The sequence below is a fragment of the Flavobacterium sp. LHD-85 genome (genome assembly GCF_030929595.1).
Classification (GTDB): Bacteria; Bacteroidota; Bacteroidia; order Flavobacteriales; family Flavobacteriaceae; genus Flavobacterium.
In genome coordinates, this window is sequence record NZ_JAVFVR010000001.1 from 469,504 (window position 1) to 495,150 (window position 25,647).

Below are 25,647 nucleotides of genomic sequence, written 5' to 3' on the forward strand. Positions count from 1 at the left end.
CCGTATTCCATTTTATTTATTAAGGTATAAGTAACCAGATTCTTGGTGAGACTTCTGAGCGCTGTCTTTGTATTTTAAGATATAGAAATACGTTCCAACTGGAAGACCGTCTGTTTGTTTGATCGTAGAACGTCCGTTAGAATATCCGACAAAAACTCGATCATTATTGTTATACTGATCAATACTGAAAACCAAAACTCCCCAACGGTTATAAATTTCAACTGTATTGTCTGGATAACATTCTATTCCTCTTATATAGAATCTTGCATTCTTATTGTCTCCATTTGGAGAGAAAGCATTCATTACTTTAATAGAACATCCGTTCAAGTCTAAGACTGTTGGACTATCTCCGCTGTTGCTTGCATCGTCTGACTGATCTTCAACTACAACTCCTCTCACACTGCTTCCTTTAACCGTTGCCTGATTGCTCACACTTCCTCGATTAATATCTTCTTGAGTGATTTTATAAACCGCTACAAAATTCGTTTCGTTAGATTCGTTTACGCCCAAATTAATCGCTTGGCCTGAAACTACTACTCCTGGCAATGGATCGTTTATTGTGATTCCAACAAGAGGCACATTTCCTGTATTGGTTACTGTAAATTTGTACGTAATGGTTTCTCCTGCATTTGCAAAACCGCTCTTGTTTTCGTCATTGAAAACTGCGGTTTTGACAACCGAAATTGCTGGCACTTCAACAAAAACATTTAATGTAGCCGTAGAACAATTTGACGAATTTGCTTTTTCGCAAACCTGATAAGTCAACGGATAATTTCCTCCTGGTGTGTTTGGCTTAACATTTACTGTTCCGTCAGCATTCCATTCAAAATAAGGACTTTCTGTTACAGGTTTAATTATAACATCAGCAGGATTTATTGTCTGTCCGTTTATCAAATCATTTTCTAAAACATTTACAAATTCTAATGAACCATTAATTCCGTCGGCACTAACATCATTATCATTGTTTAACGTAATTTGATTTTCTGTTGGCGGGGCTGGGTCTACAACATTGTCAACTGTAATCTTAATTACCGCCTGACTGCAATTTGATGTATTTGCAGCTTCACAAATCTGATAAGTCAATTCGTAAACTCCATCTGCCGTATTTGCTGCAATGTTGATTGAACCGTCTGCGTTCAAGGTGATATTTGGATGTTCAACTGGAACCGATAAAACAACATCTGAAGGCTTCAATTTTACTCCGTTTAACAAATCATTTTCAAAAATATTAATCGTCGCATCTACTCCTTTTTTCACATTTATAGGCCCTGCTTCGTCATTATTTGCTTTTATGCTAAATGTTGGACGCGCATTACAATCTGGCGTTGCTGGCGGATAAGCAACAGAAACTGTAACCGTTGGATTTAATGAGAATTCCATTTTCACTCCATTTCTGGTAGCTTCAAATCCGTCTGCTCCTTCTGCCCAAATTCCGTTATTTAAAATCCATCCTGGCCAATCTGTTCCGTTTTGGTTACTGTCAATTTCTGCTCCAGGCCATAAAATATTTCCGCTTAATGGCAGATTTGTCTGAGTTGCCACAACACTATTATTGCTGTCAATCCATCTAACAGTTAATAGATTATTTGTTGTGAAATTGTCTGGTGTAACTGTATAATTAACATAAGGAACATTATTCGAACAGTAGCTATTTGCTTTTACTGTCATTTTTGGTTCTGTTACGGTAACTTTTACAACATTAGAATCACAATTATTTGGATTTAATTTCTCGCAGATTGTGTATGTCAATTCATATTCTCCAGCAGGTGCATTAGGTGCTAGTACAACATTTCCGTCTATATCAACAGTTAAATATCCTTTTGGATCTGCTTGAGTTACTTTAAGATCAACATCTGATGGCACTAATTTATTTCCATCTTTAGTATCATTCTCAAAAACGTTAATTACTTTCTGTGGAACGTTTACTCCAACTGCTGATGGCACCAAATCTTCATTCGCTACAAGATTTCCTCCTGTAACTTTTACTACGGTAATTACCGAATCACAATTTGTTGGATTTGTGTTTTCACAGATTTTATATTCTACCTTATAATCAGCTGCCGGCGTATTTGGCGCAACAGTAATAGTGTAATCTGAATTTAAAGTAAGTCCTGAAGGAAGCGTTCCGACGATTTCAAACTTAACTTCTCCTGCTGCTGTTCCAACCACAATTGGACTTCCGTTTAATTTATCATTTGCAATTAACGAAATAGTTTTCCCTCCGATATTTCCGTTTATCGAAACGATTATGTCTTCAACCGCATCAATTACTGGAGTTCCAACTGTCACTTTCACAGTATTTGAACTGCAATTGTCTGGATTTAATTTCTCACAGATTTCATACGTTAATTCATAATCTCCTGCTGGAGGATTAGCTCCTAAAACAATGTTTCCGTCTGCATCTACAGTTAGATATCCTTTTGGATCTGCCGCCGTAGTTTTCAGCGTAACATCTGAAGGGTTTAATGGCTGAGCATTTTTAGTGTCATTATCAAAAACATTTTTGCCTAATGTCTGAGAAACATTCGATCCTAAGACTGAAGGAATAACATCTTCGTTTGCCACAAGGTTTCCTGCTGTTACTGGTACAGTTGTAATAACTGAATCACAGTTTAGCGGATTCGTGTTTTCGCAGATTTTATATTCTACATTATAGTTTCCTTTTGGCGTGTTTGGCGCAACTGTAATCGTATAGTCTGAATTCAGCGTCAATCCTGCTGGAAGCGTTCCGATAATTTCAAACTTAACTTCTCCTGCTGCTGTTCCAACAACAATTGCATTTCCATTCAATTTATCATTTGCAGTTAATGCTATTGTTGTTCCTCCGATATTTCCGTTTATCGAAGCGATTATGTCTTCAACCGCATCAATTACTGGAGTTCCAACTGTCACTTTCACAGTATTTGAACTGCAATTGTCTGGATTTAATTTCTCACAGATTTCATACGTTAATTCATAATCTCCTGCTGGAGGATTAGCTCCTAAAACAATGTTTCCGTCTGCATCTACAGTCAAATATCCTTTTGGATCTGCCGCCGTAGTTTTCAGCGTAACATCTGAAGGGTTTAATGGCTGAGCATTTTTAGTGTCATTATCAAAAACATTTTTGCCTAATGTCTGAGAAACATTCGATCCTAAAACTGAAGGAATAATATCTTCGTTTGCCACAAGGTTTCCTGCTGTTACTGGTACAGTAATAGTTACTGAATCGCAGTTTAGCGGATTCGTGTTTTCGCAGATTTTATACTCTACCTTATAATTTCCTTTTGGAGTATTTGGCGCAACACTTATTGTATAATCCGAATTCAGCGTCAATCCTGAAGGAAGCGTTCCGACGATTTCAAACTTAACTTCTCCTGCTGCTGTTCCAACAGCAACTGGACTTCCGTTTAATTTATCATTTGCAATTAACGAAATAGTTGTTCCTCCGATATTTCCGTTTATTGGAGTTATCAAATCTTCAACCGCATCAATTATTGGAGTTCCAACTGTCACTTTCACAGTATTTGAACTGCAATTGTCTGGATTTAATTTCTCACAGATTTCATACGTTAATTCATAATCTCCTGCTGGAGGATTCGCTCCTAAAACAATGTTTCCATTTGCATCTACAGTCAAATATCCTTTCGGATCTGCCGTCGTAGTTTTCAGCGTAACATCTGAAGGGTTTAATGGCTGAGCATTTTTAGTGTCATTATCAAAAACATTTTTGCCTAATGTCTGAGAAACATTCGATCCTAAAACTGAAGGAATAACATCTTCGTTTGCCACAAGGTTTCCTGCTGTTACTGGTACAGTAATAGTTACTGAATCGCAGTTTAGCGGATTAGTGTTTTCGCAGATTTTATACTCTACCTTATAATCTCCTTTTGGAGTATTTGGTGCAACACTTATTGTATAATCCGAATTCAGCGTCAATCCTGAAAGAAGCGTTCCGACGATTTCAAACTTAACTTCTCCTGCTGCTGTTCCAACAACAATTGCATTTCCATTCAATTTATCATTTGCAGTTAATGCTATTGTTGTTCCTCCGATATTTCCGTTTATCGAAGCGATTATGTCTTCAACCGCATCAATTACTGGAGTTCCAACTGTCACTTTCACAGTATTTGAACTGCAATTGTCTGGATTTAATTTCTCGCAGATTTCATACGTTAATTCATAATCTCCTGCTGGAGGATTAGCTCCTAAAACAATGTTTCCATTTGCATCTACAGTCAAATATCCTTTCGGATCTGCCGTCGTAGTTTTCAGCGTAACATCTGAAGGGTTTAATGGCTGAGCATTTTTAGTGTCATTATCAAAAACATTTTTGCCTAATGTCTGAGAAACATTCGATCCTAAAACTGAAGGAATAACATCTTCGTTTGCCACAAGGTTTCCTGCTGTTACTGGTACAGTAATAGTTACTGAATCGCAGTTTGCAGGAACCGCACCTACTTCACATATTGTATATTCTACTTCATAATCTCCTTTTGGAGTTCCCGAAGCTACTGTTATAGTTCCATTTGCATTTAATGTTAATCCTGATGGTAAAGTGCCAACAATATTAATTGTCACTTCTCCTGAATTGATTCCAATTATTGCTTTGTTTCCGTTTAGTGTATCGTTTCCTATTAGAGATACTGTTGTTCCGCCAATGTTTCCATTAATTGGAGTAATAATATCTAATACCGCATCAATTCTATTTACAACTTTAACCTCTGCAATCGCTGTCTTGCAGTTTGAAGGATTCGCATCTTTCTCACAGATTTCGTATGTAATGCTGTAGGTTCCGCTTGGCGTGTTGGTTGCAAGAGTTACATCTCCGTTTGCATCAACGCTTAATGGACCGTCGCTGTCAATTGTAACAACCGTGTTTCCAGATGTAACATATACTCCGTCTAAAGTATCGTTTGTTTTTACATTTCCGATAATTACAGCTGCCAATCCAGAAGATTTTGTTCCGAAATCATCTTTTACTGCTACTAAATCATTTACAATTTCAACTTTAACCGTAGCTGTATTGCAATTTCCACTATTAGCAATTTCACAAATTGAATAATCAAAAGTATAAGTACCAGTTGGCGTATTCGGTTTTACTGAAACAGCACCATTTGCAGTATTGAAAATTAACACTGAAGGTACACTACCATTTACTGTAACATCAACATCTCCTCTATTTACTTTATTACAATTTAAAGCATCATTATCAAAAACATTAGTAATAACTACTCCTCCAGCTACTCCATTTGATGAAGAAACACTATCATCATTTGCTCTAATTTCAACAATTACTTTAACGATTTGCGTGCAAGTCTCTGTATTTCCTCCTGCATCTGTTGCTGTCCATGTCACCGTAGTGTTTCCCACTGGGAAACTTGAAGGTGCATCATTCGTCACTGTTATAGTTCCAGAGCAATTATCCGATACTACCGGAGAACCTAAAGCAACTCCAGTTGCAGTGCATGAATTCGCATCTGCTGAAACTGAAACTGCCAACGGACAAGTAATTGATGGCTTTTGAGTGTCTTTAATAACAACTTTTTGAGTCGCAGTTTCTACGTTTCCATTTCCATCGCTAAAGCTCCAGTTGATTGTATAAGTTCCCTGAGTGTTATATGTCAATGGATCTGCCGTTGTTCCAGTCACCGTTCCTGCACAGTTGTCTGTGGTTGTCGGAGCTGTTGCTGTTCCAGCGCATTCTCCTGTAATATCTGCCAAAACAGGTTTTACAGGCTTCTGCGTGTCCTTAATGATTACTTTTTGAGTCGCAGTTTCTACGTTTCCGTTCCCGTCGCTAAAGCTCCAGTTGATTGTATAAGTTCCCTGAGTATTATAGGTCAATGGATCTGCCGTTGTTCCCGTAACTGTTCCTTCGCAATTATCCGTCGTTGTCGGAGCTGTTGCTGTTGCAGAACATTCTCCCGTAATATCTGCCAAAACAGGCTTTACAGGTTTCTGCGTGTCCTTAATGATTACTTTTTGAGTTGCTGTTTCTACGTTTCCGTTACCATCGCTAAAACTCCAGTTGATTGTATAAGTTCCCTGAGCATTATATGTCAATGGATCTGCCGTTGTTCCAGTCACCGTTCCTTCGCAATTATCCGTCGTTGTCGGAGCTGTTGCTGTTGCAGAACATTCTCCTGTAATATCTGCCAAAACAGGTTTTACAGGTTTCTCCGTGTCTTTAACAATTACTTTTTGAGTTGCCGTTTCTACGTTTCCGTTACCATCGCTAAAACTCCAGTTGATTGTATAAGTTCCCTGAGCATTATAAGTCAGCGGATCTGCCGTTGTTCCCGTAACCGTTCCTGCACAGTTGTCTGTGGTTGTCGGAGCTGTTGCTGTTGCAGAACATTCTGCTGTAATATCTGCCAAAACAGGTTTTACAGGTTTCTGTGTGTCCTTAATGATTACTTTTTGAGTTGCCGTTTCTACGTTTCCGTTCCCGTCGCTAAAACTCCAGTTGATTGTATAAGTTCCCTGAGCATTATAAGTCAGCGAATCTGATGTTGTTCCTGTAACTGTTCCTTCGCAATTATCCGTCGTTGTCGGAGCTGTTGCTGTTGCAGAACATTCTCCTGTAATATCTGCCAAAACAGGTTTTACAGGTTTCTCCGTGTCTTTAACAATTACTTTTTGAGTTGCGGTTTCTACGTTTCCGTTACCATCGCTAAAACTCCAGTTGATTGTATAAGTTCCCTGAGCATTATATGTCAATGGATCTGCCGTTGTTCCAGTCACCGTTCCTTCGCAATTATCCGTCGTTGTTGGAGCTGTTACTGTTGCAGAACATTCTGCTGTAATATCTGCCAAAACAGGTTTTACAGGTTTCTGTGTGTCCTTAATGATTACTTTCTGAGTCGCCGTTTCTACGTTTCCGTTACCGTCGTTAAAGCTCCAGTTAATCGTATACGTTCCCTGAGCATTATAAGTCAGCGGATCTGCCGTTGTTCCCGTAACCGTTCCTTCGCAATTATCCGTCGTTGCCGGAGCTGTTGCTGTTGCAGAACATTCTCCTGTAATATCTGCCAAAACAGGTTTTACAGGTTTCTGTGTGTCTTTAACAATTACTTTTTGAGTTGCCGTTTCTACGTTTCCGTTACCGTCGCTAAAGCTCCAGTTAATCGTGTAGGATCCCTGAGCATTATAAGTCAGCGGATCTGCCGTTGTTCCAGTCACAGTTCCTGCACAGTTGTCTGTGGTAGTCGGAGCTGTTGCTGTTGCAGTGCATTCTCCTGTAATATCTGCCAAAACAGGTTTTACAGGTTTTTCTGAATCACTAACTTTTACTGTAGAAGCCTCAGAAGTAGATTCACATCCAGAAGAATTCCTAACTTTTACTTTATAATCTCCATCAGAATTTACAACTAACGTAGAAGAAATTTGACTAGGAATCGCAACATTATTTTTATACCATACATAAGTTGGTGAACTGGCATTTGAATTCGCTGTCAAAGTCGTAGTTGAGCATGCGGTTAAATTTCCAGATATAGTCGCTGTAGGTAACGCATTTGTCGTTACTGTATGAGTAGTCGTTACTGGCCCATTACATCCTGCAGCACTTGCTGTAATTGTAGTTGTTCCCGACCATCCAGCAACATAAGTTACTGCTCCTGTAGTAGAATTTATAGTATTCCCTCCTGCGCTACTAGCAGAATCTAGATTATATGTAATGCCTGTTGAATTTGATGCTGTCGTAGTTTTTGTTATTGTTTCAGCTCCTTGACAGCGAGTCGATGTTGCTGCTGAAAATGGAGCAATTGTTACATTTGGTGACAAGCTAACCGTTCCTTGAATTGTTTTTTCTGTACAAGGTGCAGTGTGACCAACCGTGGTAATTGTGTAAGTGCCTCCTGCGGTTGGATTTCCAGAAATTGTCACTGTTTTTGCATTAGTATCAACTGCTGCAGATAATCCTGTTGGCAAGTTAGATACTGTAGCATTTGTAGCGCTTCCTCCAAAAGTATATACTGCATTTGGAACTGATGCTCCAGAACAAACTGTTGGATTTTGAGTACCACTTGTAAATGCAATACTTGAAGCGGTATTTATAACTGCCGCAACAGCAATTCTAGACGTTGATGTACAGCCTGACGATGCTACTGCTCCTACATAGTAAGTCGTAGTAGCTGTTAAAGCAGGAGTATTAAAAGTCGTTCCTGTTCCTAATACAGTCGAGCTTGTAGGATCAGCATACCAATTAATAGTCACTCCAGTTGATGCTGTTGCAGTTAATCTCACTGATCCAGAACCACATATCGAACCTTCTGTTGTCGAATTTATTGTTGGTACTGTATTTATTGTTGCTTTAACTTCAGTTCTTGTTGGTGTAGTACAACCATTTTCTGTTGCGTCAACATAATAAAAAGTTGATGCTGATAAACTTGGCGTCGTAAAACTTTCGCCTGTTCCTAATGATGTTCCTCCTGTTGCCGCTGCATACCAATTAATAGTACCAGCTGATGCTGTAGCCTCCAAAGTTACTTCTCCTGCACCACATCGTGAGTTAGAAGTAATTGTTGTAATTGTTGGTTTTGCATTAACAACAAAATTAACTGCCGCTCTACAATTTGAATTACCTGAACAAGCAGCATAATACGTTTTTGTTGTTGCTGTAGCTGTACTTGTCAATCCAGATCCTGTAACTCCCACTGGATTAAAAGAAGTACCTGTATAAATTGATGAACCACCTGTAGATGTAGTATACCATTCTATCTCACCTATAGTATAACTTACAGTTATTTGAATATAATCGACAGATGCTGTAACAGTATTGCTATTCGATTTGCTAATATTTGCAGATAAAGCAATTCCAAAACCCAAATTATTAATATCTTCAGGCGTCCAAGCTGTAGTCCATAAATCTGTCCCGCCTCCATAATTAAAAATCGCTGTACTACTTGTTGACCAAACTTCTGCACTTTTTTTATTTTCGCCTACAATTGAATTTGCTTTAATTAAACGAACAACATTATCTAATACATTATTATTGTTACTATTTCTATTAGCATAACGACCAATTACTACTTCAATTCCTTTAATCTTAGCATTTGCTGGAATCGAAAATTTAAAATCTGTCGCCATAAGATATTTAGTAGTTGTATTACTGCTGCTACTTGCAGAGGCAATACCTGAACCAATTGAATTAGCACCTGTAGGATTTGACCAATCTAAAGATCCTGATCCTGTTCCTGAAACATTGCTTACGGTTCCAAATAGTGGTCCAACACTACTAGAAGTCGCACATGGAGAAGAAGCAGTCAATGATCCTGATTCACCTTGACAAATAGTAACACCTGTAGTCGTTGGTGCTCCAGCAACAGCATTAATAACAATACCAGTATTAGGAGCAGAAGTACAACCTTCTGCATTTGTCGTTGTTACCGAATAGGTACCTGGAACCAATCCAGAAAAAATACCATTTGTATTATTTATCGCAGCAGAGACAGGATTTGTTCCCTTTAATGTATAACTTATTCCTGAGCCATTTGCAGGAGTATTAACTGTAATTACTCCTGTAGGAGCAGTACAAGTTGCTTGCGTAACACTCACTGTTGGAGCAGCAGGCAATGCTAAGATTGAAATATCATCAACGGTAGTAGCCGTTCCATCAAAATTTACACCTGGAACATTTGATTGGCCTGTACCTTCGTACGTTTTATTTGCACTACCATAAGCATTTGTAAATGCTGTTATTCGTCTAGTAGAATTAGCAGTTGTTCGTGTTGGATCAAGATATAGAGCTTGAGCATTTGCACTATAAGTTCCTGCAGCCATCGAAGTGGCTACTTTTCCAACTAAAGTTATGGTAACAATTCCATTTTGTGCAATATTAAATCCTCCAAATACAGGATTATTAGCTGTGGCTGTAGCCGAATTAGCTAAAGTTCCTGCTGGTCCTGTAGCTCCAATAGAATAGGTTGCAGTAGCCGAATCAAACTCGATACCAGTTGGAAAACTAAAATCTAACATCACTCCAGCAGCATTTCCTGCTCCAGTGTTTCTTATATAAATTTCATAAGAAACTTTTTCATCAATAGCATTACAAATTGCTGTAGTAGACAACGTTTTTACGTTAGTCTCAAGAACAGGGAAACAATTCGCATTAACCTGTAAATTTGGTGGTATGTCATTAACTTTAAAAGTGGATACATAACCAACTGTTCCTGCTACGGCTTCATGATTATTTCCTTTTCCAGCATTAGACTTACCTGCCGCACCACCAAGTACACTTGTTGTAATAGTTACTGTACTTGAAACATTATGACAGATAATTCCACCACCACCACCACCGCCTGGTCCGTGTTCATTATTATCATCATTTTCTGTATTTCCTCCATCACCTCCATTTGCATCTATTTTAATATCTGCGGTGCTATTATTCGAAACATTCAACAAAACTGTTCCTCCGGCACCACCACCACCAGCACCATCGGGTGAACCAGAATAAGCTCCAGGAGCTCCCTTTCCTCCGTTTGCGTAAATAGTACCTTTTCCTAAAACATTACCGGCATTAATAAGTATAATTGCCCCTCCAACGCCACCTTTTACACCAGATGATGCATTATTTGCGTCGCCGGCTCCACCACCGCCTCCCATAATAAGCCTTGGAAATGCTGTAGTTGTAACATAAGATTTTGAACCAGGTCTTCCTCCTCCTGTGAGGGCAGGATAAAGATCTCCACCACCACCTTGCCATCCCGCGCCACCAAGACCACCAAATCCACCATTACCACCGCCTCCACCGCCGGTATTATGGTCATTACCTCCTCCTCCAGCGTTGGCTGCTGCGCCTCTGCCAGAAGATCCTGCAGGCAATCCTTCTGTTGCATTAACTACTTGATTAAAACCATCCCACATATATTTGGGCGTCCCTGCTATTCCTTCACCTTTTCCAGAGATTTTATTATCAGTATAAAGTCCCACATAAGTAGTAGAATTGTTTACTCCAGAATCTGCTCTTGGGCTATATCCTCCTCTAAACCCTCGTGCACTACCATCTATCGTATATCCTGCAAAATTGAATGTTCCGGAAACATTAAATGCAATAACACCTCCAGCCACTCCATTAAAAGGAGGTGTTGTTATATTGGCGGTAAGGGTCAAGTTAGAGTATTGAGGTACTCTAACGACTTGAAATGTTCGTTTTCCTCTTGTTGCAGTTGCATCTGAATTATAAAAAGTATTTAAGATACCTCCGTTCGTGCCAGCGCCTTTAAAAGTTAAGTTCCCTCCAGTTAAGGGTACATTATTTGTTGCGATTACATACTCAAAAACACCACTATTCCCTAGTGATGTAAACCCAGTACCCCCCAAATTATCTGGACCACTATTTGTCGTACCCGAACCATAACTATTTGAATTTGTATAATTTATAGTCGCATCCTGCATTTGAATAATCAGAATTAAATCTCCTGCAGAAATTGCCGTTGTACCAAAATTATTTGAGTACTGATCTGTTGCTGGTACGCCTGCCAGTAAAATAGACTGGGCTCCTGTATTTAATGTAATATTTCCTGCAATTGGGTAATACGTGTTAACAGAAGTTGAGACCGCAACAGGTCCGTCAACTCCAGGAGTTCCGCAAACTTGTGCAAATGAAAACGTTGGTAATGTGGCAAATAAGATAAAAAAGATTAGTCTAGAAAATCCAGACTTACAAAAAGTAAAGTTACGCATAGACGACTTGTGTTTGTGGAACAGAAATTTCGGACACTAAAAAACGGATGATCATTTTTAGCATATAGGAGAGATACGTGAAAAAAAATAAATTGGATTTTGAAAAACTTGAAAAAGTTTTTCTGAGACTTACACAAAAAAAAGATATTATGTAGACCATGACATTGCATTAAAAAGACTAAAAAAGTCTCTTTGGTTTTAAATTAAATAGATTTGGAAAGTGCGAAAGTATATCGCGGAATCAAATCGAACCTTATTATTCCGACAAAGTGCACATAAACTCGTCAAACAACAGTTTTTAACAATTGTTCATCGCTTAAAAATCAAAATTCTATAAATATTTGATAATGAAAGGACTGAATTTTCTTAAATAATTACGATAATTCAAAATTCTTACAGAATTTATTGACAAATAAGTAATTAAACGTAAGAAATAAAAAAGACAAAAAACAAAGTGCATTTTCAATAAAAACACTGAAAATGAACAACATAACAAAAACACTAAAATAGTAAGTGCTATTGCAAAAATTTGATATTACGCTTTAAGCCATCAAATTTGGTTCTTTTAATAGGGGAATTTTTAAAAACTGTTCGAAAAGTTTCCTCTGTAATCTCTAACCAGTCTTTTTTTGTAAAAGAAAGCAAGTCTGGATTCGGATTAAATAAAGGTTCTGAATGCGGTTTTGAAAATCGATTCCATGGACAAACATCTTGGCAGGTATCACAGCCAAACATCCATTCATCAAATTTTCCTTTCATTTCTTCAGGAAGATTTTCTTTTAATTCGATGGTGTAATAAGAAATGCATTTACTTCCATCAACAATGTAGGGAGCTACAATTGCTTGTGTGGGACAGGCATCAATACAGGCAGTACAAGAACCACAATGATCTGTAACAGCATGATCGTATTCTAATTCTAAATCAATAATAAGCTCGGCTATAAAGTAAAAAGAGCCAACTCTTTGAGTAATCAAATTACTATTTTTTCCTATCCAGCCCAAACCGCTTTTAGCCGCCCAAGCTTTATCTAGTACCGGTGCCGAATCAACAAAAGCACGTCCGGAAACTTCACCTATATTTTCTTGAATAGAATGAAGAAGTTCTTTTAGCTTGTCTTTAATTACAAAATGATAATCTTGTCCGTAAGCATATTTCGAAATCTTAAAGCTTTCATCATTTTGAAAAGAATCTGGATAATAATTCAGTAAAAGTGATACAACGCTTTTACCGTCATCAACCAATAAAGTGGGATCTAATCGTTTGTCAAAATGGTTTTCCATATAAGCCATTTGGCCATTCCGATTATTCTTTAACCAATTTTCAAGTCGAGGAGCTTCTTCCTCCAAAAAACCTGCTTTGGAAATACCACAAGAAAGAAAACCAAGTCTTTTGGCCTCTTCTTTTATAAACTTCGAATATTTTTCTTTAGAATTAATCATCATCTTTCAGAAAAAACAACTTCAATACCAACAGGCTTTAAGGTAATTAACGGATTAAAATTGACCGTATTTCGTACTGAAACAACCTTATATTTTTTAACTATATAGGAAATCGCTAAGCACATTTCGTAAACGGCAAAACCAGCACCAATGCACATTCTTGGTCCCGCTCCAAAGGGATAAAAATATTGCATAGAATGTTTTTTCTGCTCCCCTAAAAAACGATCTGGATTGAATTTATCTGGATTATCCCAATATTTTGGATTTCGATGTAATTCATAAAAAGAAACACCAATAAGTGTATCTTTTTTGATATTAAATTTCCCTAAAGCATCATCTTCAACATTTTGTCGGTCTGTAATCCAAGCAGGCGGATATAAACGCATTGATTCATTCAAAACCGCATTTATATAAGTCATTTTTTGGAGTTGCTCTACAACATTCTCACTTTCCGATTCAACTTTAAGAATTTCTTCAAATACCTTTTGCTGGACATCTAAATGGCTTCCCAATAATTGCAATGTAAAAGTCAAAGCATTTGCAGTAGTTTCATGTCCCGCTATAAAGAGAATTTTTATTTCATCTATCAATTGTTCAACAGACATGCCCTCGCCTGTATCTTCATAACGAGTTTCTAAAAGCATGTTCAGTAAATCATTAACTTCACTTTGAGAAGTAACTCTTTCTTCTATAATACCTCTAATAATTGCATTGTTTTCCTCTGCCAATTGAAGATGCTTTTTTACCTGGCCACTAATCGAAAACCACCATGCTTTATGTGGCAATCTAATTTCTTTAATTAGAAAATTCTGAACCGCTTCAATAATATATTTTATCCTATCTAACTTTTCCTCTTCAATAGAAAATTGAAATAATGATTTTGCGACAACATTAAATGCTACTTCACTCATCATAGGAAAAAGATCAACTTTCTTATCTATAACAATTTCTTTTAGCTCAGAAACAATAGTTAGTTTCATGTTTTCAACCAACTGATTCATCTTTTGCTTATGAAAAGCAGGCTGAATAAGTCTTCTTTGTTTAAGCCAAAATTCCCCATCAACCGTTAGAAGACCTTTTCCTAAATACTTAGAAAGATAAACAGATTGGAATTTAGACTTATAATAATTCTTTTGATTTTTTTGCAGTATATATTGAGCAACATCATTATCTCTTGATAAAATAATATGTCTTGATTTTCCAATTCGTATAGAAAAAGAGTCTCCAAAACGCTCAAAATATTTTTGATGATACGGTATAGGGTTTCTACGAACTCCTTCCGCATCCACAAAAAATCTCAAAATAGAAAGCTTTGGCGGATAATTATATTTTTTACTTATAGACATTACTATCAGTGTTAAAACAATTCTCCTTGATTATTTGTATTAACTTTTCCAAGATGTTTATAAGCTTTATCTGTAACTTCTCTTCCTCGAGGGGTTCTCATTATAAATCCTTCCTGAATTAAAAAGGGCTCATAAACTTCTTCTATGGTTTCACTGCTTTCACTAACCGCCGTTGCCAAAGTCGAAAGTCCAACTGGACCACCTTTGAATTTATTGATAATGGTCAGCAATATTTTATTATCCATTTCATCTAGACCATGAGCATCTACATTAAGTGCTTTTAAGGCATATCTCGAAATTTCTATATCAATCCTTCCATTTCCCTTAATCTGGGCAAAATCACGAACTCGTCTTAATAAAGCATTTGCAATACGAGGAGTTCCACGGCTTCTTCCAGCAATTTCAATCGCCGCTTCTAAGTCAATAGGCATTTTTAAAATAGAAGCACTTCTTTCAACAATAGTAGTTAAAAGTTCAGTGGTGTAATACTGTAAACGCGAAGATATTCCGAAACGTGCACGCATAGGAGCAGTTAATAATCCTGATCGAGTTGTTGCACCAATCAAAGTAAAAGGATTCAAATTAATTTGAACCGTTCTAGCGTTCGGTCCCGATTCAATCATAATATCAATTTTGAAATCTTCCATTGCAGAGTACAAATACTCTTCAACAACCGGACTCAATCTATGGATTTCATCAATGAACAAAACATCTCTTTCGTCTAAGTTTGTCAGCAAACCAGCCAAATCACCAGGTTTATCCAATACAGGGCCAGAAGTAATTTTAATACCAACTTGTAATTCATTAGCCAATATATTTGCTAGAGTAGTTTTTCCTAGACCAGGAGGGCCATGAAAAAGAGCATGATCGAGCGCCTCGCCACGTTGGTTTGCGGCAGCAACAAAGACTTTTAAATTTTCCAAAACTTGATCTTGCCCTGCAAAATCATCAAATGACAGCGGGCGCAATCTTTTTTCAAGATCTAACTCTTCTGAGTTATATCCTTTAGTAGTAGGATCGAGATTTTCATTCATCCCACAAAGATATATAAACTAATCAGTTTGTAAAACAGTTAATCAGGACGATTAAAATTTTAACTATACAAAAAAGGCTGTCATTTCTGACAGCCTTTGATTATTTTTAGTGGTGTAGAACTTCTTCACCTTCTTTCATTGGTACATTTTGAGGAACAAAATCTACATCGTGATTAGGGTTACTGTAGTCATACGGCCAACGATATACATGAGGAATTTCTCCTGGCCAGTTTCCGTGGATATGTTCAACTGGTGTAGTCCACTCTAATGTTGTAGATTTCCATGGGTTTTGAACTGCTTTCTTACCGTAGAAAATACTGCTAAAGAAGTTATATAAGAATACTAATTGAAATGCACCTCCAACAAGAGCAAATGTTGTAATTAAAACATTCACATTTTGCAAATCATCAAATAATGGGAAGTTTGTATTAGTATAGTAACGTCTTGGTAAACCAGCTAATCCGATAAAGTGCATTGGGAAGAAAACTCCATAAGCACAAACTGCAGTTACCCAAAAGTGAATATAACCTAAGTTTTTATTTAACATTCTTCCGTACATTTTAGGGAACCAGTGGTAAATACCAGCAAACATTCCGTAAAGTGCAGAGATACCCATTACTAAGTGAAAGTGAGCAATTACGAAGTAAGTATCGTGAACGTTAATATCTAAAGTACTATCTCCTAAAATGATTCCTGTTAAACCTCCAGTGATGAAAGTAGAAACCATTCCGATAGAGAATAACATCGCTGGGTTGAATTGTAAGTTACCTTTCCATAAAGTTGTAATCCAGTTAAACGCTTTTACAGCAGATGGAATTGCAATCAATAAAGTTGTAAAAGTAAATACAGATCCTAAGAAAGGATTCATACCAGAAATAAACATGTGGTGACCCCAAACGATAGTTGATAAGAATGCAATTGCAAGAACTGACATAATCATCGCTCTGTATCCGAAGATTGGTTTACGAGAGTTCGTAGCCATAATTTCTGAAACAAGACCCATTGCTGGTAAGATTACGATGTAAACCTCAGGGTGACCTAAGAACCAGAATAAGTGCTCAAACAATACAGGAGAACCTCCTTGGTAGTGTAAAACTTCACCAGCAATATAGATATCAGATAAGAAGAATGAAGTACCGAAACTTCTATCAAAAATCAATAATAAAGCTGCTGATAATAAAACTGGGAACGAAATAACACCAATAATAGCTGTTACGAAAAACGTCCAAATTGTAAGTGGAAGTCTAGTCATAGACATTCCTTTTGTTCTTAAGTTAAGTACAGTAACAATGTAATTTAAAGATCCCATCAATGAAGATGCGATGAAAATAGCCATAGATACTAACCATAATGTCATACCTGTTCCTGATCCAGGAATTGCTTGTGGCAATGCACTCAAAGGAGGGTAAATTGTCCATCCTGCAGATGCTGGTCCAGCTTCAACAAATAAAGAACATAACATTACAACTGCTGATAAAAAGAACAACCAGTATGAAATCATATTCATAAATCCAGATGCCATATCTCTTGCTCCAATTTGAAGCGGAATCAATAAGTTACTAAATGTTCCACTTAAACCTGCCGTCAGTACAAAGAATACCATGATGGTACCGTGAATTGTAACTAAAGCCAGATAAATATCATTTGCCATTACACCATCTGGTGCAAATTTATCTCCTAATAAAACATTAAATATTTTGAAAGACTCTTCTGGCCACGCTAACTGCATTCTAAAAAGCAAGGACATTGCAATCCCAATTACTCCCATAACAATACCAGTAATCAAGTATTGTTTAGCAATCATTTTGTGATCAATACTAAAAATATATTTAGTAATGAACGTGTCTTTATGATGATGTTCGTGCTCGTGATCGTGTCCGTGATCGTGACCGTGCGCTTCTGCTGACATATATTTGTACTTTAAATTTTCTTAATAATATTATTTCAATGCAACTTTAGCTACAGCTGCTTTAACAGTATCAACAACAGCTTTAACAGTGTCAATTACTTTTGCAGTAGAATCTGTAGTTGGAGCAGTTCCTTCAGCTGGTTTTTCAGCAGCCTTTGCAGCAGCGATATCCTGAGCCAAAGTAGTTTTCTCACTTAACCATTTTTTATAGTCTTCAGGAGAATCTACAACAACTTTCATTTGCATATTATAGTGAGATGCTCCACAGATTTTATTACATAATAATAAATAATCAAATGTGTAAGGATCTAAAGCTGTACCACCTTTTGCAACTAACTCCTTGCTTTTTTCAGCTCTAAGTTTGTTGATGTTAGCAACTTTTTCAACCATAAATGGTAATTCTCTATATTCCGCAGTAGTATAAGTTGGAACGAAAGCAAATTCAGTAACCATACCAGGAACACAGTTCATTTGTGCTCTAAAGTGAGGAAAGTAAGCAGAGTGCAATACATCCTGAGAACGCATTTTAAAGTGAACTTTCTTACCTTTAGGGATATGTAATTCAGAAACTACGATATCATCTTGAGCATTAGGATCTGACATATCAACTCCTAATGTATTTACTCCTTCGATTAAACGAACGTTAGCTTTTCCTAAAACATTGTCTTGTCCAGCATATCTTGCCGTCCATTTAAACTGTTGAGCATATAATTCGATTTCGATTACATCTTCATCTTTATCAACGAACATGATATTATTCCAAGCGTATAATCCGTAAAGAATTAAACAAGCCAAAACAACAGAAGGAATAATACTCCAGATAGCCTCTAGTTTATTACTATCAGCAAAGAATAATGCTTTTTTCTCTTTGTTACCTTTATATTTAAAAGAAAACCAGTATAATAAACCTTGTGTAATTACTTGAACTGTAAAAATTAAAACCCAAGTAATGTTCATTAAATTATCTACTAAACCACCATGCTCAGAAGCAGGGGTATGAAGTGCCAAATTACCCCATTTTAGTAAACCATAAATCGTAAATATATAAATGAAAGCTAAAAAGCCAAACATAATATATCCCTGAACGTTATTGTCATTATCTGATGCAACTTGAGAATCGTCCGAAGAAGCTCCTACTTGAGTAAGATCAAATATCTTCGTCAATTGCCATAATGCAACTGCTAATAAAACTAAAACTATAATTACCAACAAACTTGTCATCTGTTTACTTCTTTAAATATTAATAATGAAAATGTTTACTTTCTTCGATGAAAGGATTTCTTTTTGCAAGCAAAGGAGATTTAGTTAATGCAGTAAATACAACAAATATAAATAGACCTAAGAAGAAAAGAATCGATGCAATTTCAGGAACTCCAATAAACCATTTGTCTCCTACTGTACCAGGCATAATCATATTAAAGAAATCAACATAATGACCTAATAATATCACAATACCAGCCATTACAACAACCCAGTTAAGACGTTTAAAGTCAGTATTGATTAATATTAATAATGGGAAAACAAAGTTCATAACAACCGCTCCAAAGAAAGGAAGGTTATATAACTGAATTCTTGTTACAAAATAAGTTACCTCTTCTGGAATGTTAGCATACCAAATCAACATGAATTGAGAGAACCATAAATAAGTCCAGAATACACTAATACCAAACATGAACTTAGCTAAATCATGGATATGACTTGTATTTACATACTCTAAATATCCTTTTGATTTTAAATAAATTGTTACTAATGCAATAGTTGTAATACCACTTACGAAGAAAGAAGCAAATACATACCAAGCAAACAATGTACTAAACCAGTGTGGATCAAATGACATAATCCAATCCCAAGCCATGATAGACTCAGACACAATGAAGAATACTAAGAATCCAGCAGAAGCTTTGAAGTTCTTTTTGTAGTAAAGATCATCATTTGCCTCATCTTGCTCTAAACAGTTCTTTCTTGAATAGTAACGGTATAAGTTCCATCCTAATAAAAAGATAGCCGCTCTTACGATCCAGAAAGGAAAGTTTAAATAGCCAGATTTACCCGCAATAATTGCGTCATAGTTAGGACTTCCAGGTTTATCAACCCCTTCAGCTAACCAAACAAAGATATGGTTGAAGTGCAATCCACATAATACTAAAAGTATAAAGAAGATAACAGAACCAGCTGGTAAATAAGCTGTGATACCTTGCATAACTCTAAACAAAACTGGAGACCAACCTGCTTGAGCAACTTGTTGGATAGCATAGAAAGCTAAAACCCCCATTGAAAGCAGTAAAAAGAAAATACAAGCTACATATACAGCAGACCAAGGCTTATTTTGCAATTGGTGCAATACGTGCTCTAAATGTTTTTCGTGCTCATTTGCACCAGAAACTTCAGCATGTGCAGCTCCTTTGTGAGCGTCATGTGCAGCTTCAGCAGCTTCATGATGACCTGCTTCTTTGTGAGATGCCTCCGCTTTTTCTTCATGTGCAGCACCATGCGAACCATGTTCATCTGCAGCTAGTATTTTTTCAACTTCTTGAATATCTTTTGGTGCACTTAAAAAACCATACCCAATTCCTAATAAACCAACGGCCATTAAGATGATAGAAAAAGTTTTTAATTTACTTGAAAATGTATACATATCTATTACGATCAGTTTGTTCAACAATTATAATTGGCTTTTTAGTTTCAGAACATAGTCAGCAACTAACCAACGTTCGTGAGCACTTAATTGATTTGCATGTGAACCCATTGCATTTAAACCATAAGTCTCAACATGAAAAATACTTCCTTCAGTGATCTCTCTGTCTTTATAGCTAGGTACTCCAAGAAATTTTTCTCTCTCAACCAATTTACCTTTACCGTTTCCAGTTGCACCATGGCAGCTGATACAGTAAATTTCGAAAAGTTCTTTCCCTTTTCCAGAGTTTTTCTCTTCTTCTGTCAATGGTGATTTTAGATTAGCTTTTGCTAATTCATAACCAGCCGTTGAATTTTCATATTCATAAGGTTCAAAACCTCTATTGATAGTTCCTGCAACAGGAAGCTGTCCTTCTTTTCCTCCCTTAAATATTTTTGCTTCTGAATATGGCTCGTAAGCAACAGACTCATACATATTTGGGAAATACTGATAGTTCGGTGCCGAATTATTGTGGCAAGATGAAACTAAAATAGTTATACCAACTAAAAGTGTTATTTTATATATCCTTTTCATAGCTACAATTAATTCTTTTCTATTACTTTAACTTCAACAGCTCCAGTTCCTTCAAAGAAAGAAACTAACTCAGCTTCGTTATCATTTACAGCAACCTCCATTAAAAAGTGGTCATCAGTTGTTCTTACATCTGGGTTTTCAGCTTCTTTAAAAGGCCATAATCTACTTCTCATGTAAAAAGTAATTACCATTAAGTGAGCTGCAAAGAATACAGTCATCTCAAACATAATTGGCACGAAAGATGGCATATTTTGGATGAAACTAAAACTTGGTTTACCTCCAATATCCTGCGGCCAGTCATGAATCATGATGTACCCCATCATAGTTGTTGCAACAGAAATACCAACACATCCATATAAAAAAGCACATATTGCTAATCTTGTTGGTGCTAATCCCATGGCTTTATCCAATCCGTGAACCGGGAATGGAGTAAAAACCTCTTCAATATGATGATGAGCAGCTCTAGTTTTCTTTACTGCACTCATCAAAACGTCATCGTCATTATAAATGGCGTATATAACTTTATTACTCATGATGTGAATCTTTACTGTTTGCTCTTTCTCTAATGTAATTATCTCCTGTTCCTTTCAAAATTGTTTTAACCTCTGCCTGAGCAATTACAGGGAATGTTCTAGAGTATAATAAAAACAATACGAAGAAGAAACCAATTGTTCCAATGAAAATTCCAATATCAACAAATGTTGGTGAGAACATTGTCCAAGAAGATGGAAGGTAATCTCTATGTAAAGAAGTAACAATAATTACGAATCTTTCAAACCACATACCGATGTTTACTACAATCGAAATGATAAATGAGAACATGATACTAGTTCTTAATTTTTTGAACCACATGAACTGAGGAGAGAACACGTTACATGTCATCATTGACCAATATGCCCACCAGTAAGGCCCAGTAGCTCTGTTTAAGAATGCATATTGCTCATATTCTACACCTGAATACCAAGCTACGAATAACTCAGTGATGTAAGCAACACCAACGATAGATCCAGTAATCATGATAATGATGTTCATTAACTCAATATGCTGTAACGTGATGTATGCTTCAAGGTTAGATACTTTTCTCATAACGATAAGCAATGTGTTTACCATCGCGAATCCAGAGAAAACCGCTCCAGCAACGAAGTATGGAGGGAAAATTGTTGTATGCCATCCAGGAATTACAGAAGTAGCAAAGTCCATAGATACAATCGTGTGTACAGAAAGTACAAGTGGAGTAGCTAAACCAGCTAATACTAAAGATACTTCTTCAAAACGCTGCCAGTCTTTTGCTCTACCGCTCCATCCAAAACTTAGGATAGAATAAACTCTTTTATTAAATGGTGTGATAGCTCTATCACGAAGCATTGCAAAGTCAGGTAATAAACCAGTCCACCAGAAAACTAATGATACCGAAAGATACGTTGAAATCGCGAATACGTCCCAAAGTAAAGGTGAGTTAAAGTTTACCCATAATGATCCAAATTGGTTTGGTATAGGTAATACCCAGTATGCTAACCATGGACGCCCCATGTGAATAATTGGGAAAAGACCTGCTTGAACTACTGAGAAAATAGTCATAGCTTCAGCAGAACGGTTGATGGCCATTCTCCAACGTTGACGGAAAAGTAATAATACCGCAGAAATTAATGTTCCGGCGTGACCAATACCAACCCACCAAACGAAGTTAGTAATATCCCAAGCCCAGCCAACTGTTTTATTTAATCCCCATGTTCCGATACCGGTAGATACGGTGTAAATTATACAACCTAACCCCCAAAGGAAGGCTATTAATGCGATTGAAAATACAATCCACCATTGCTTGTTTGCAGGCCCCTCAACAGGTGCAGCTACATCTACAGTTACATCGTGATAAGATTTATCACCAATAACTAAAGGTTTTCTAATGGGTGCTTCGTAGTGAGACGACATAATCCTTTATATTGTTTCTTAATTAATAATTTTACTAAGTATTTCTAACTTTAACATGGTAAACCACATTAGGTTTTGTACCTACATGCTCTAATAAGTGGTATGATCTTTCGTCAGCAGCTAATTTAGCAACTTTACTTTCTTTATCATTTACATCACCAAATATCATCGCTCCTGAAGAACAAGCACTAGAACAAGCTGTTTGGAATTCACCATCTCTAACTGGACGGCCTTCATTTTTAGCTTTTAATTTAGTTGCTTGTGTCATTTGGATACACATAGAACATTTCTCCATAACACCACGAGAACGTACGTTAACGTCTGGATTAAGAACCATACGTCCTAAATCATCGTTCATATGATAATCGAACTCGCTGTTTTTGTTGTATAAGAACCAGTTAAAACGACGTACTTTATATGGACAGTTGTTTGCACAGTAACGAGTACCAACACATCTGTTGTAAGCCATATGGTTTTGGCCTTCACGACCGTGAGAAGTTGCTGCAACAGGACAAACTGTCTCACAAGGTGCGTGGTTACAGTGTTGACACATTACAGGTTGGAATGCAACTTGAGGATTATCTCCTGCTTTTTCCATTTCATTAAATGTAGATAATGAACTAGATAAACCAGCAATTCCTTCTTTTCTTTCATTATCACCTTCAAAAGTACTTTCAGAAGAGTAGTATCTATCGATACGTAACCAGTGCATATCACGGCTTCTTCTTACCTCTGCTTTACCTACAACAGGAACGTTGTTTTCAGCGTGACAAGCGATAACGCAAGCTCCACATCCAGTACAAGCATTTAAGTCAATTGAAAGGTTGAAGTGGTGACCAGTTGTACGATCAAATGATTCCCAAAGATCTACAGTAGTAGCCTCAACTTCTTGGTGATCTAAAGATACCATTGGTTTTTCGTTCCAATGTTCAGCATCTTTAGTATTGAATATTTCTAAAGTAGTTTCTTTAATAATATCTCCTCTACCCATTAAAGTTTTCTGACCTTGTACACAAGCAAACTCATGTACTCCTCCAGCTTTAGCAATAGATACTGATTGAACATTATTGAAACCTTTATATAAAGCGTAAGCATTTAAACCTACTTGCATTTCTTCTTTAAGAGCTGCTTTACGTCCATATCCAAGAGCTAGACCTAAAGTACCAACTGCTTGACCAGGCTGAACGATAACTGGAACATTCTCTAATTTTGTTCCATCAACAGTAATAGTAGCATAACTACCATTTAAACCTCCGTTTGCAACAATTTCGTTTGATAAACCAAGTTTTTTAGCATCTGCATTAGAAACTGTTACATAGTTATCCCAAGAAACTCTTGTGATTGGATCTGGAAACTCTTGCAACCAAGGGTTGTTAGCGTGTTGTCCGTCTCCTAATCCTGTTTTAGTATATAATACTAATTCAAAATCACCAGCAGATTTAGATTTTGCAACAGCATTTGCAGCAGTAGCAGCATCAATAGCTCCTCCAGATAATGCTGAAGTTCCTAAAACAGCAACACCATCGTGTAAAACTTTATTCCAAGAAGCACCTGCAGTGTAAGCTCCAGAATTTGCTTTTAAATAGTCATAATAAGTACCAGCAGCACCGTTTACTGACAATAAAACATCTTGAAATTGTTTTGTATTAAAAATAGGACGGATTGTAGGCTGAGTTAAGCTATATGTTCCACTTGTAAGCTCAAGATCTCCCCAAGATTCTAAATAGTGAGGAGCTGGTGCAGCAATTGAAACAATTGACGCAGTTTCATCTTCTTTTAATGAAAAAGCAACTGATGTTTTAACTTTTTTCAATCCAGATACAAAAGAAGCTGAATCAGCTAAAGTATAAACTGGGTTAACTCCGCTCATAATTAAAGTGTGAACACTTCCAGCATTCAAATCTTTAATTAACTGTGCAACTGCAGCATTAGAACCTTTTCTAATTTGTCTTGCTCCGGCAGTACTAAAAGCTTCACTAGCCAATACTTGATTGATAGCTAAAACTAATAATTGAGCATTTTTATCTTCAATTCCAGATACTAAAACTCCTTTTGAACCAGCAGCTTTAAGTTGTTGTGCAGCTTTTACTACTTCAGTTTTAAAGTTTCCTTCTAAAGCAACAGGAATAGAAGCACCTACAACAATATTATAAATTTGAACTAAAGCTTGCTTTTGAGCAGCTACAGTCATTGGAACACGCTTATCAGCAGCAGCTCCAGATAATGTCATGTTTGATTCAAACTGAAAGTGGCGAGACATTTTTCCGTTTTGAGGAATACGTCCTTGCGCATATCCAGTATCATATCCTCCACCTTGCCAATCTCCTAAGAAATCAGCTCCAACAGAAACAATTAAAGAAGCTTTTGAAAAATCATAATCAACTAAAGCTCTTTGACCGTAAACAGCTTCAAAAGCATCTAATGCTTCAGATGAAGAAACTGCATCATATACAACGTGCTTAGCGTTTGGATTTTTTGCAATAAACTCTCCAATTAATTTTTCTGTAGATGGACTCGCTAAAGTATTAGTTAATAATACTACTTGACCACCTTTAGCTTTAGCATCTGCTAAACTAGATTTGATTTTCAAATCTACAGCTGACCAAGAAGAATTTTGACCGTCTACTTTTGGCTCTTTCAAACGAGCGCTATCATACAGACCTAAGATAGATGCATGAATTCTAGCATTCGCAGAAAATTTAGCTCCAGCAATTGTATTGTTTTCAATTTTAATTGGACGACCCTCACGAGTTTTCACCAAAAGATTAGCAAAATCAAATCCATCAAAAACTGTAGTTGCATAATAATCCGCAACACCAGGGATGATTTGCTCTGGTTGCAATACATAAGGGATAGACTTGTGAACCGGACCTTCGCAAGCAGCTAATGTTACAGCCGCTGTACTAAACCCTACGTACTTTAAAAAGTCACGACGTGAAGTTCCTGATGTAGCTAAAGCCTCAGCATTACCTAAAAACTCATCAGTAGGAATTTCTTCAACAAATTCGTTATTTCTAAGCGCCTCAACAATAGAGCTATTTTCTAGCTCCTCAACACTTTTCCAGTATTTTTTGTTTGATGACATTGTATATATATATTAAAATCTTAATAAATCGA

General features: G+C 36.8%; 11 protein-coding genes. All 11 read right to left on the reverse strand.

Going from position 1 to position 25,647, the window contains the following annotated elements:
• Positions 1-12: 12 nt before the first annotated feature.
• Entirely contained in the window at positions 13-11,664 is an 11,652-nt protein-coding gene (locus RB618_RS02095; RefSeq protein ID WP_308067273.1) for a gliding motility-associated C-terminal domain-containing protein, read from the reverse strand.
• A gap of 516 nt (positions 11,665-12,180) precedes the next feature.
• Complete coding sequence (queG, locus tag RB618_RS02100; protein WP_308067832.1) at positions 12,181-13,104, reverse strand: tRNA epoxyqueuosine(34) reductase QueG; 924 nt, start codon at positions 13,102-13,104, stop codon at positions 12,181-12,183.
• Positions 13,104-14,450 carry a cytochrome P450 gene (locus RB618_RS02105; protein WP_308067274.1) on the reverse strand — a complete coding sequence of 449 codons (1,347 nt, stop codon included), beginning with the start codon at positions 14,448-14,450 and terminating at the stop codon, positions 13,104-13,106. Before RB618_RS02105 ends, queG begins: the two co-directional genes overlap by 1 nt.
• Positions 14,451-14,461: 11 nt before the next feature.
• Complete coding sequence (gene ruvB, locus RB618_RS02110; RefSeq protein ID WP_111379234.1) at positions 14,462-15,484, reverse strand: Holliday junction branch migration DNA helicase RuvB; 1,023 nt, start codon at positions 15,482-15,484, stop codon at positions 14,462-14,464.
• Between the two features lie 106 nt (positions 15,485-15,590).
• Complete coding sequence (locus RB618_RS02115) at positions 15,591-17,393, reverse strand: cbb3-type cytochrome c oxidase subunit I (RefSeq protein ID WP_177210952.1); 1,803 nt, start codon at positions 17,391-17,393, stop codon at positions 15,591-15,593.
• 30 nt (positions 17,394-17,423) lie between these two features.
• Entirely contained in the window at positions 17,424-18,614 is a 1,191-nt protein-coding gene (locus tag RB618_RS02120; protein ID WP_308067275.1) for a cytochrome c oxidase subunit II, read from the reverse strand.
• A gap of 19 nt (positions 18,615-18,633) precedes the next feature.
• Positions 18,634-20,028, reverse strand: a complete 1,395-nt coding sequence (locus RB618_RS02125) for a quinol:cytochrome C oxidoreductase (protein ID WP_308067276.1) — start codon at positions 20,026-20,028, stop codon at positions 18,634-18,636.
• A 27-nt stretch (positions 20,029-20,055) separates the two neighbouring features.
• A complete protein-coding gene (locus RB618_RS02130; protein WP_308067277.1) occupies positions 20,056-20,601 on the reverse strand; it encodes a cytochrome c in 546 nt (181 codons plus the stop codon).
• A gap of 8 nt (positions 20,602-20,609) precedes the next feature.
• Complete coding sequence (locus RB618_RS02135) at positions 20,610-21,134, reverse strand: DUF3341 domain-containing protein (protein WP_111379238.1); 525 nt, start codon at positions 21,132-21,134, stop codon at positions 20,610-20,612.
• Positions 21,127-22,530, reverse strand: coding sequence for an NrfD/PsrC family molybdoenzyme membrane anchor subunit (gene nrfD / locus RB618_RS02140; protein WP_008466839.1), 1,404 nt, complete (start codon positions 22,528-22,530; stop codon positions 21,127-21,129). Before nrfD ends, RB618_RS02135 begins: the two co-directional genes overlap by 8 nt.
• 34 nt (positions 22,531-22,564) lie before the next feature.
• Positions 22,565-25,615: a TAT-variant-translocated molybdopterin oxidoreductase gene (locus RB618_RS02145; RefSeq protein WP_308067278.1), complete on the reverse strand. Its 3,051-nt coding sequence runs from the start codon at positions 25,613-25,615 to the stop codon at positions 22,565-22,567.
• Between the last annotated feature and the right edge of the window lie 32 nt (positions 25,616-25,647).

What these genes read in the sequence shown, in the direction of transcription:
- RB618_RS02095 (WP_308067273.1), bottom strand. Translation starts at nt 11,664, where the DNA reads ATGCGTAACTTTACTTTTTGTAAGTCTGGATTTTCTAGACTAATCTTT.
- queG (WP_308067832.1), bottom strand. Translation starts at nt 13,104, where the DNA reads ATGATTAATTCTAAAGAAAAATATTCGAAGTTTATAAAAGAAGAGGCC.
- RB618_RS02105 (WP_308067274.1), bottom strand. Translation starts at nt 14,450, where the DNA reads ATGTCTATAAGTAAAAAATATAATTATCCGCCAAAGCTTTCTATTTTG.
- ruvB (WP_111379234.1), bottom strand. Translation starts at nt 15,484, where the DNA reads ATGAATGAAAATCTCGATCCTACTACTAAAGGATATAACTCAGAAGAG.
- RB618_RS02115 (WP_177210952.1), bottom strand. Translation starts at nt 17,393, where the DNA reads ATGTCAGCAGAAGCGCACGGTCACGATCACGGACACGATCACGAGCAC.
- RB618_RS02120 (WP_308067275.1), bottom strand. Translation starts at nt 18,614, where the DNA reads ATGACAAGTTTGTTGGTAATTATAGTTTTAGTTTTATTAGCAGTTGCA.
- RB618_RS02125 (WP_308067276.1), bottom strand. Translation starts at nt 20,028, where the DNA reads ATGTATACATTTTCAAGTAAATTAAAAACTTTTTCTATCATCTTAATG.
- RB618_RS02130 (WP_308067277.1), bottom strand. Translation starts at nt 20,601, where the DNA reads ATGAAAAGGATATATAAAATAACACTTTTAGTTGGTATAACTATTTTA.
- RB618_RS02135 (WP_111379238.1), bottom strand. Translation starts at nt 21,134, where the DNA reads ATGAGTAATAAAGTTATATACGCCATTTATAATGACGATGACGTTTTG.
- nrfD (WP_008466839.1), bottom strand. Translation starts at nt 22,530, where the DNA reads ATGTCGTCTCACTACGAAGCACCCATTAGAAAACCTTTAGTTATTGGT.
- RB618_RS02145 (WP_308067278.1), bottom strand. Translation starts at nt 25,615, where the DNA reads ATGTCATCAAACAAAAAATACTGGAAAAGTGTTGAGGAGCTAGAAAAT.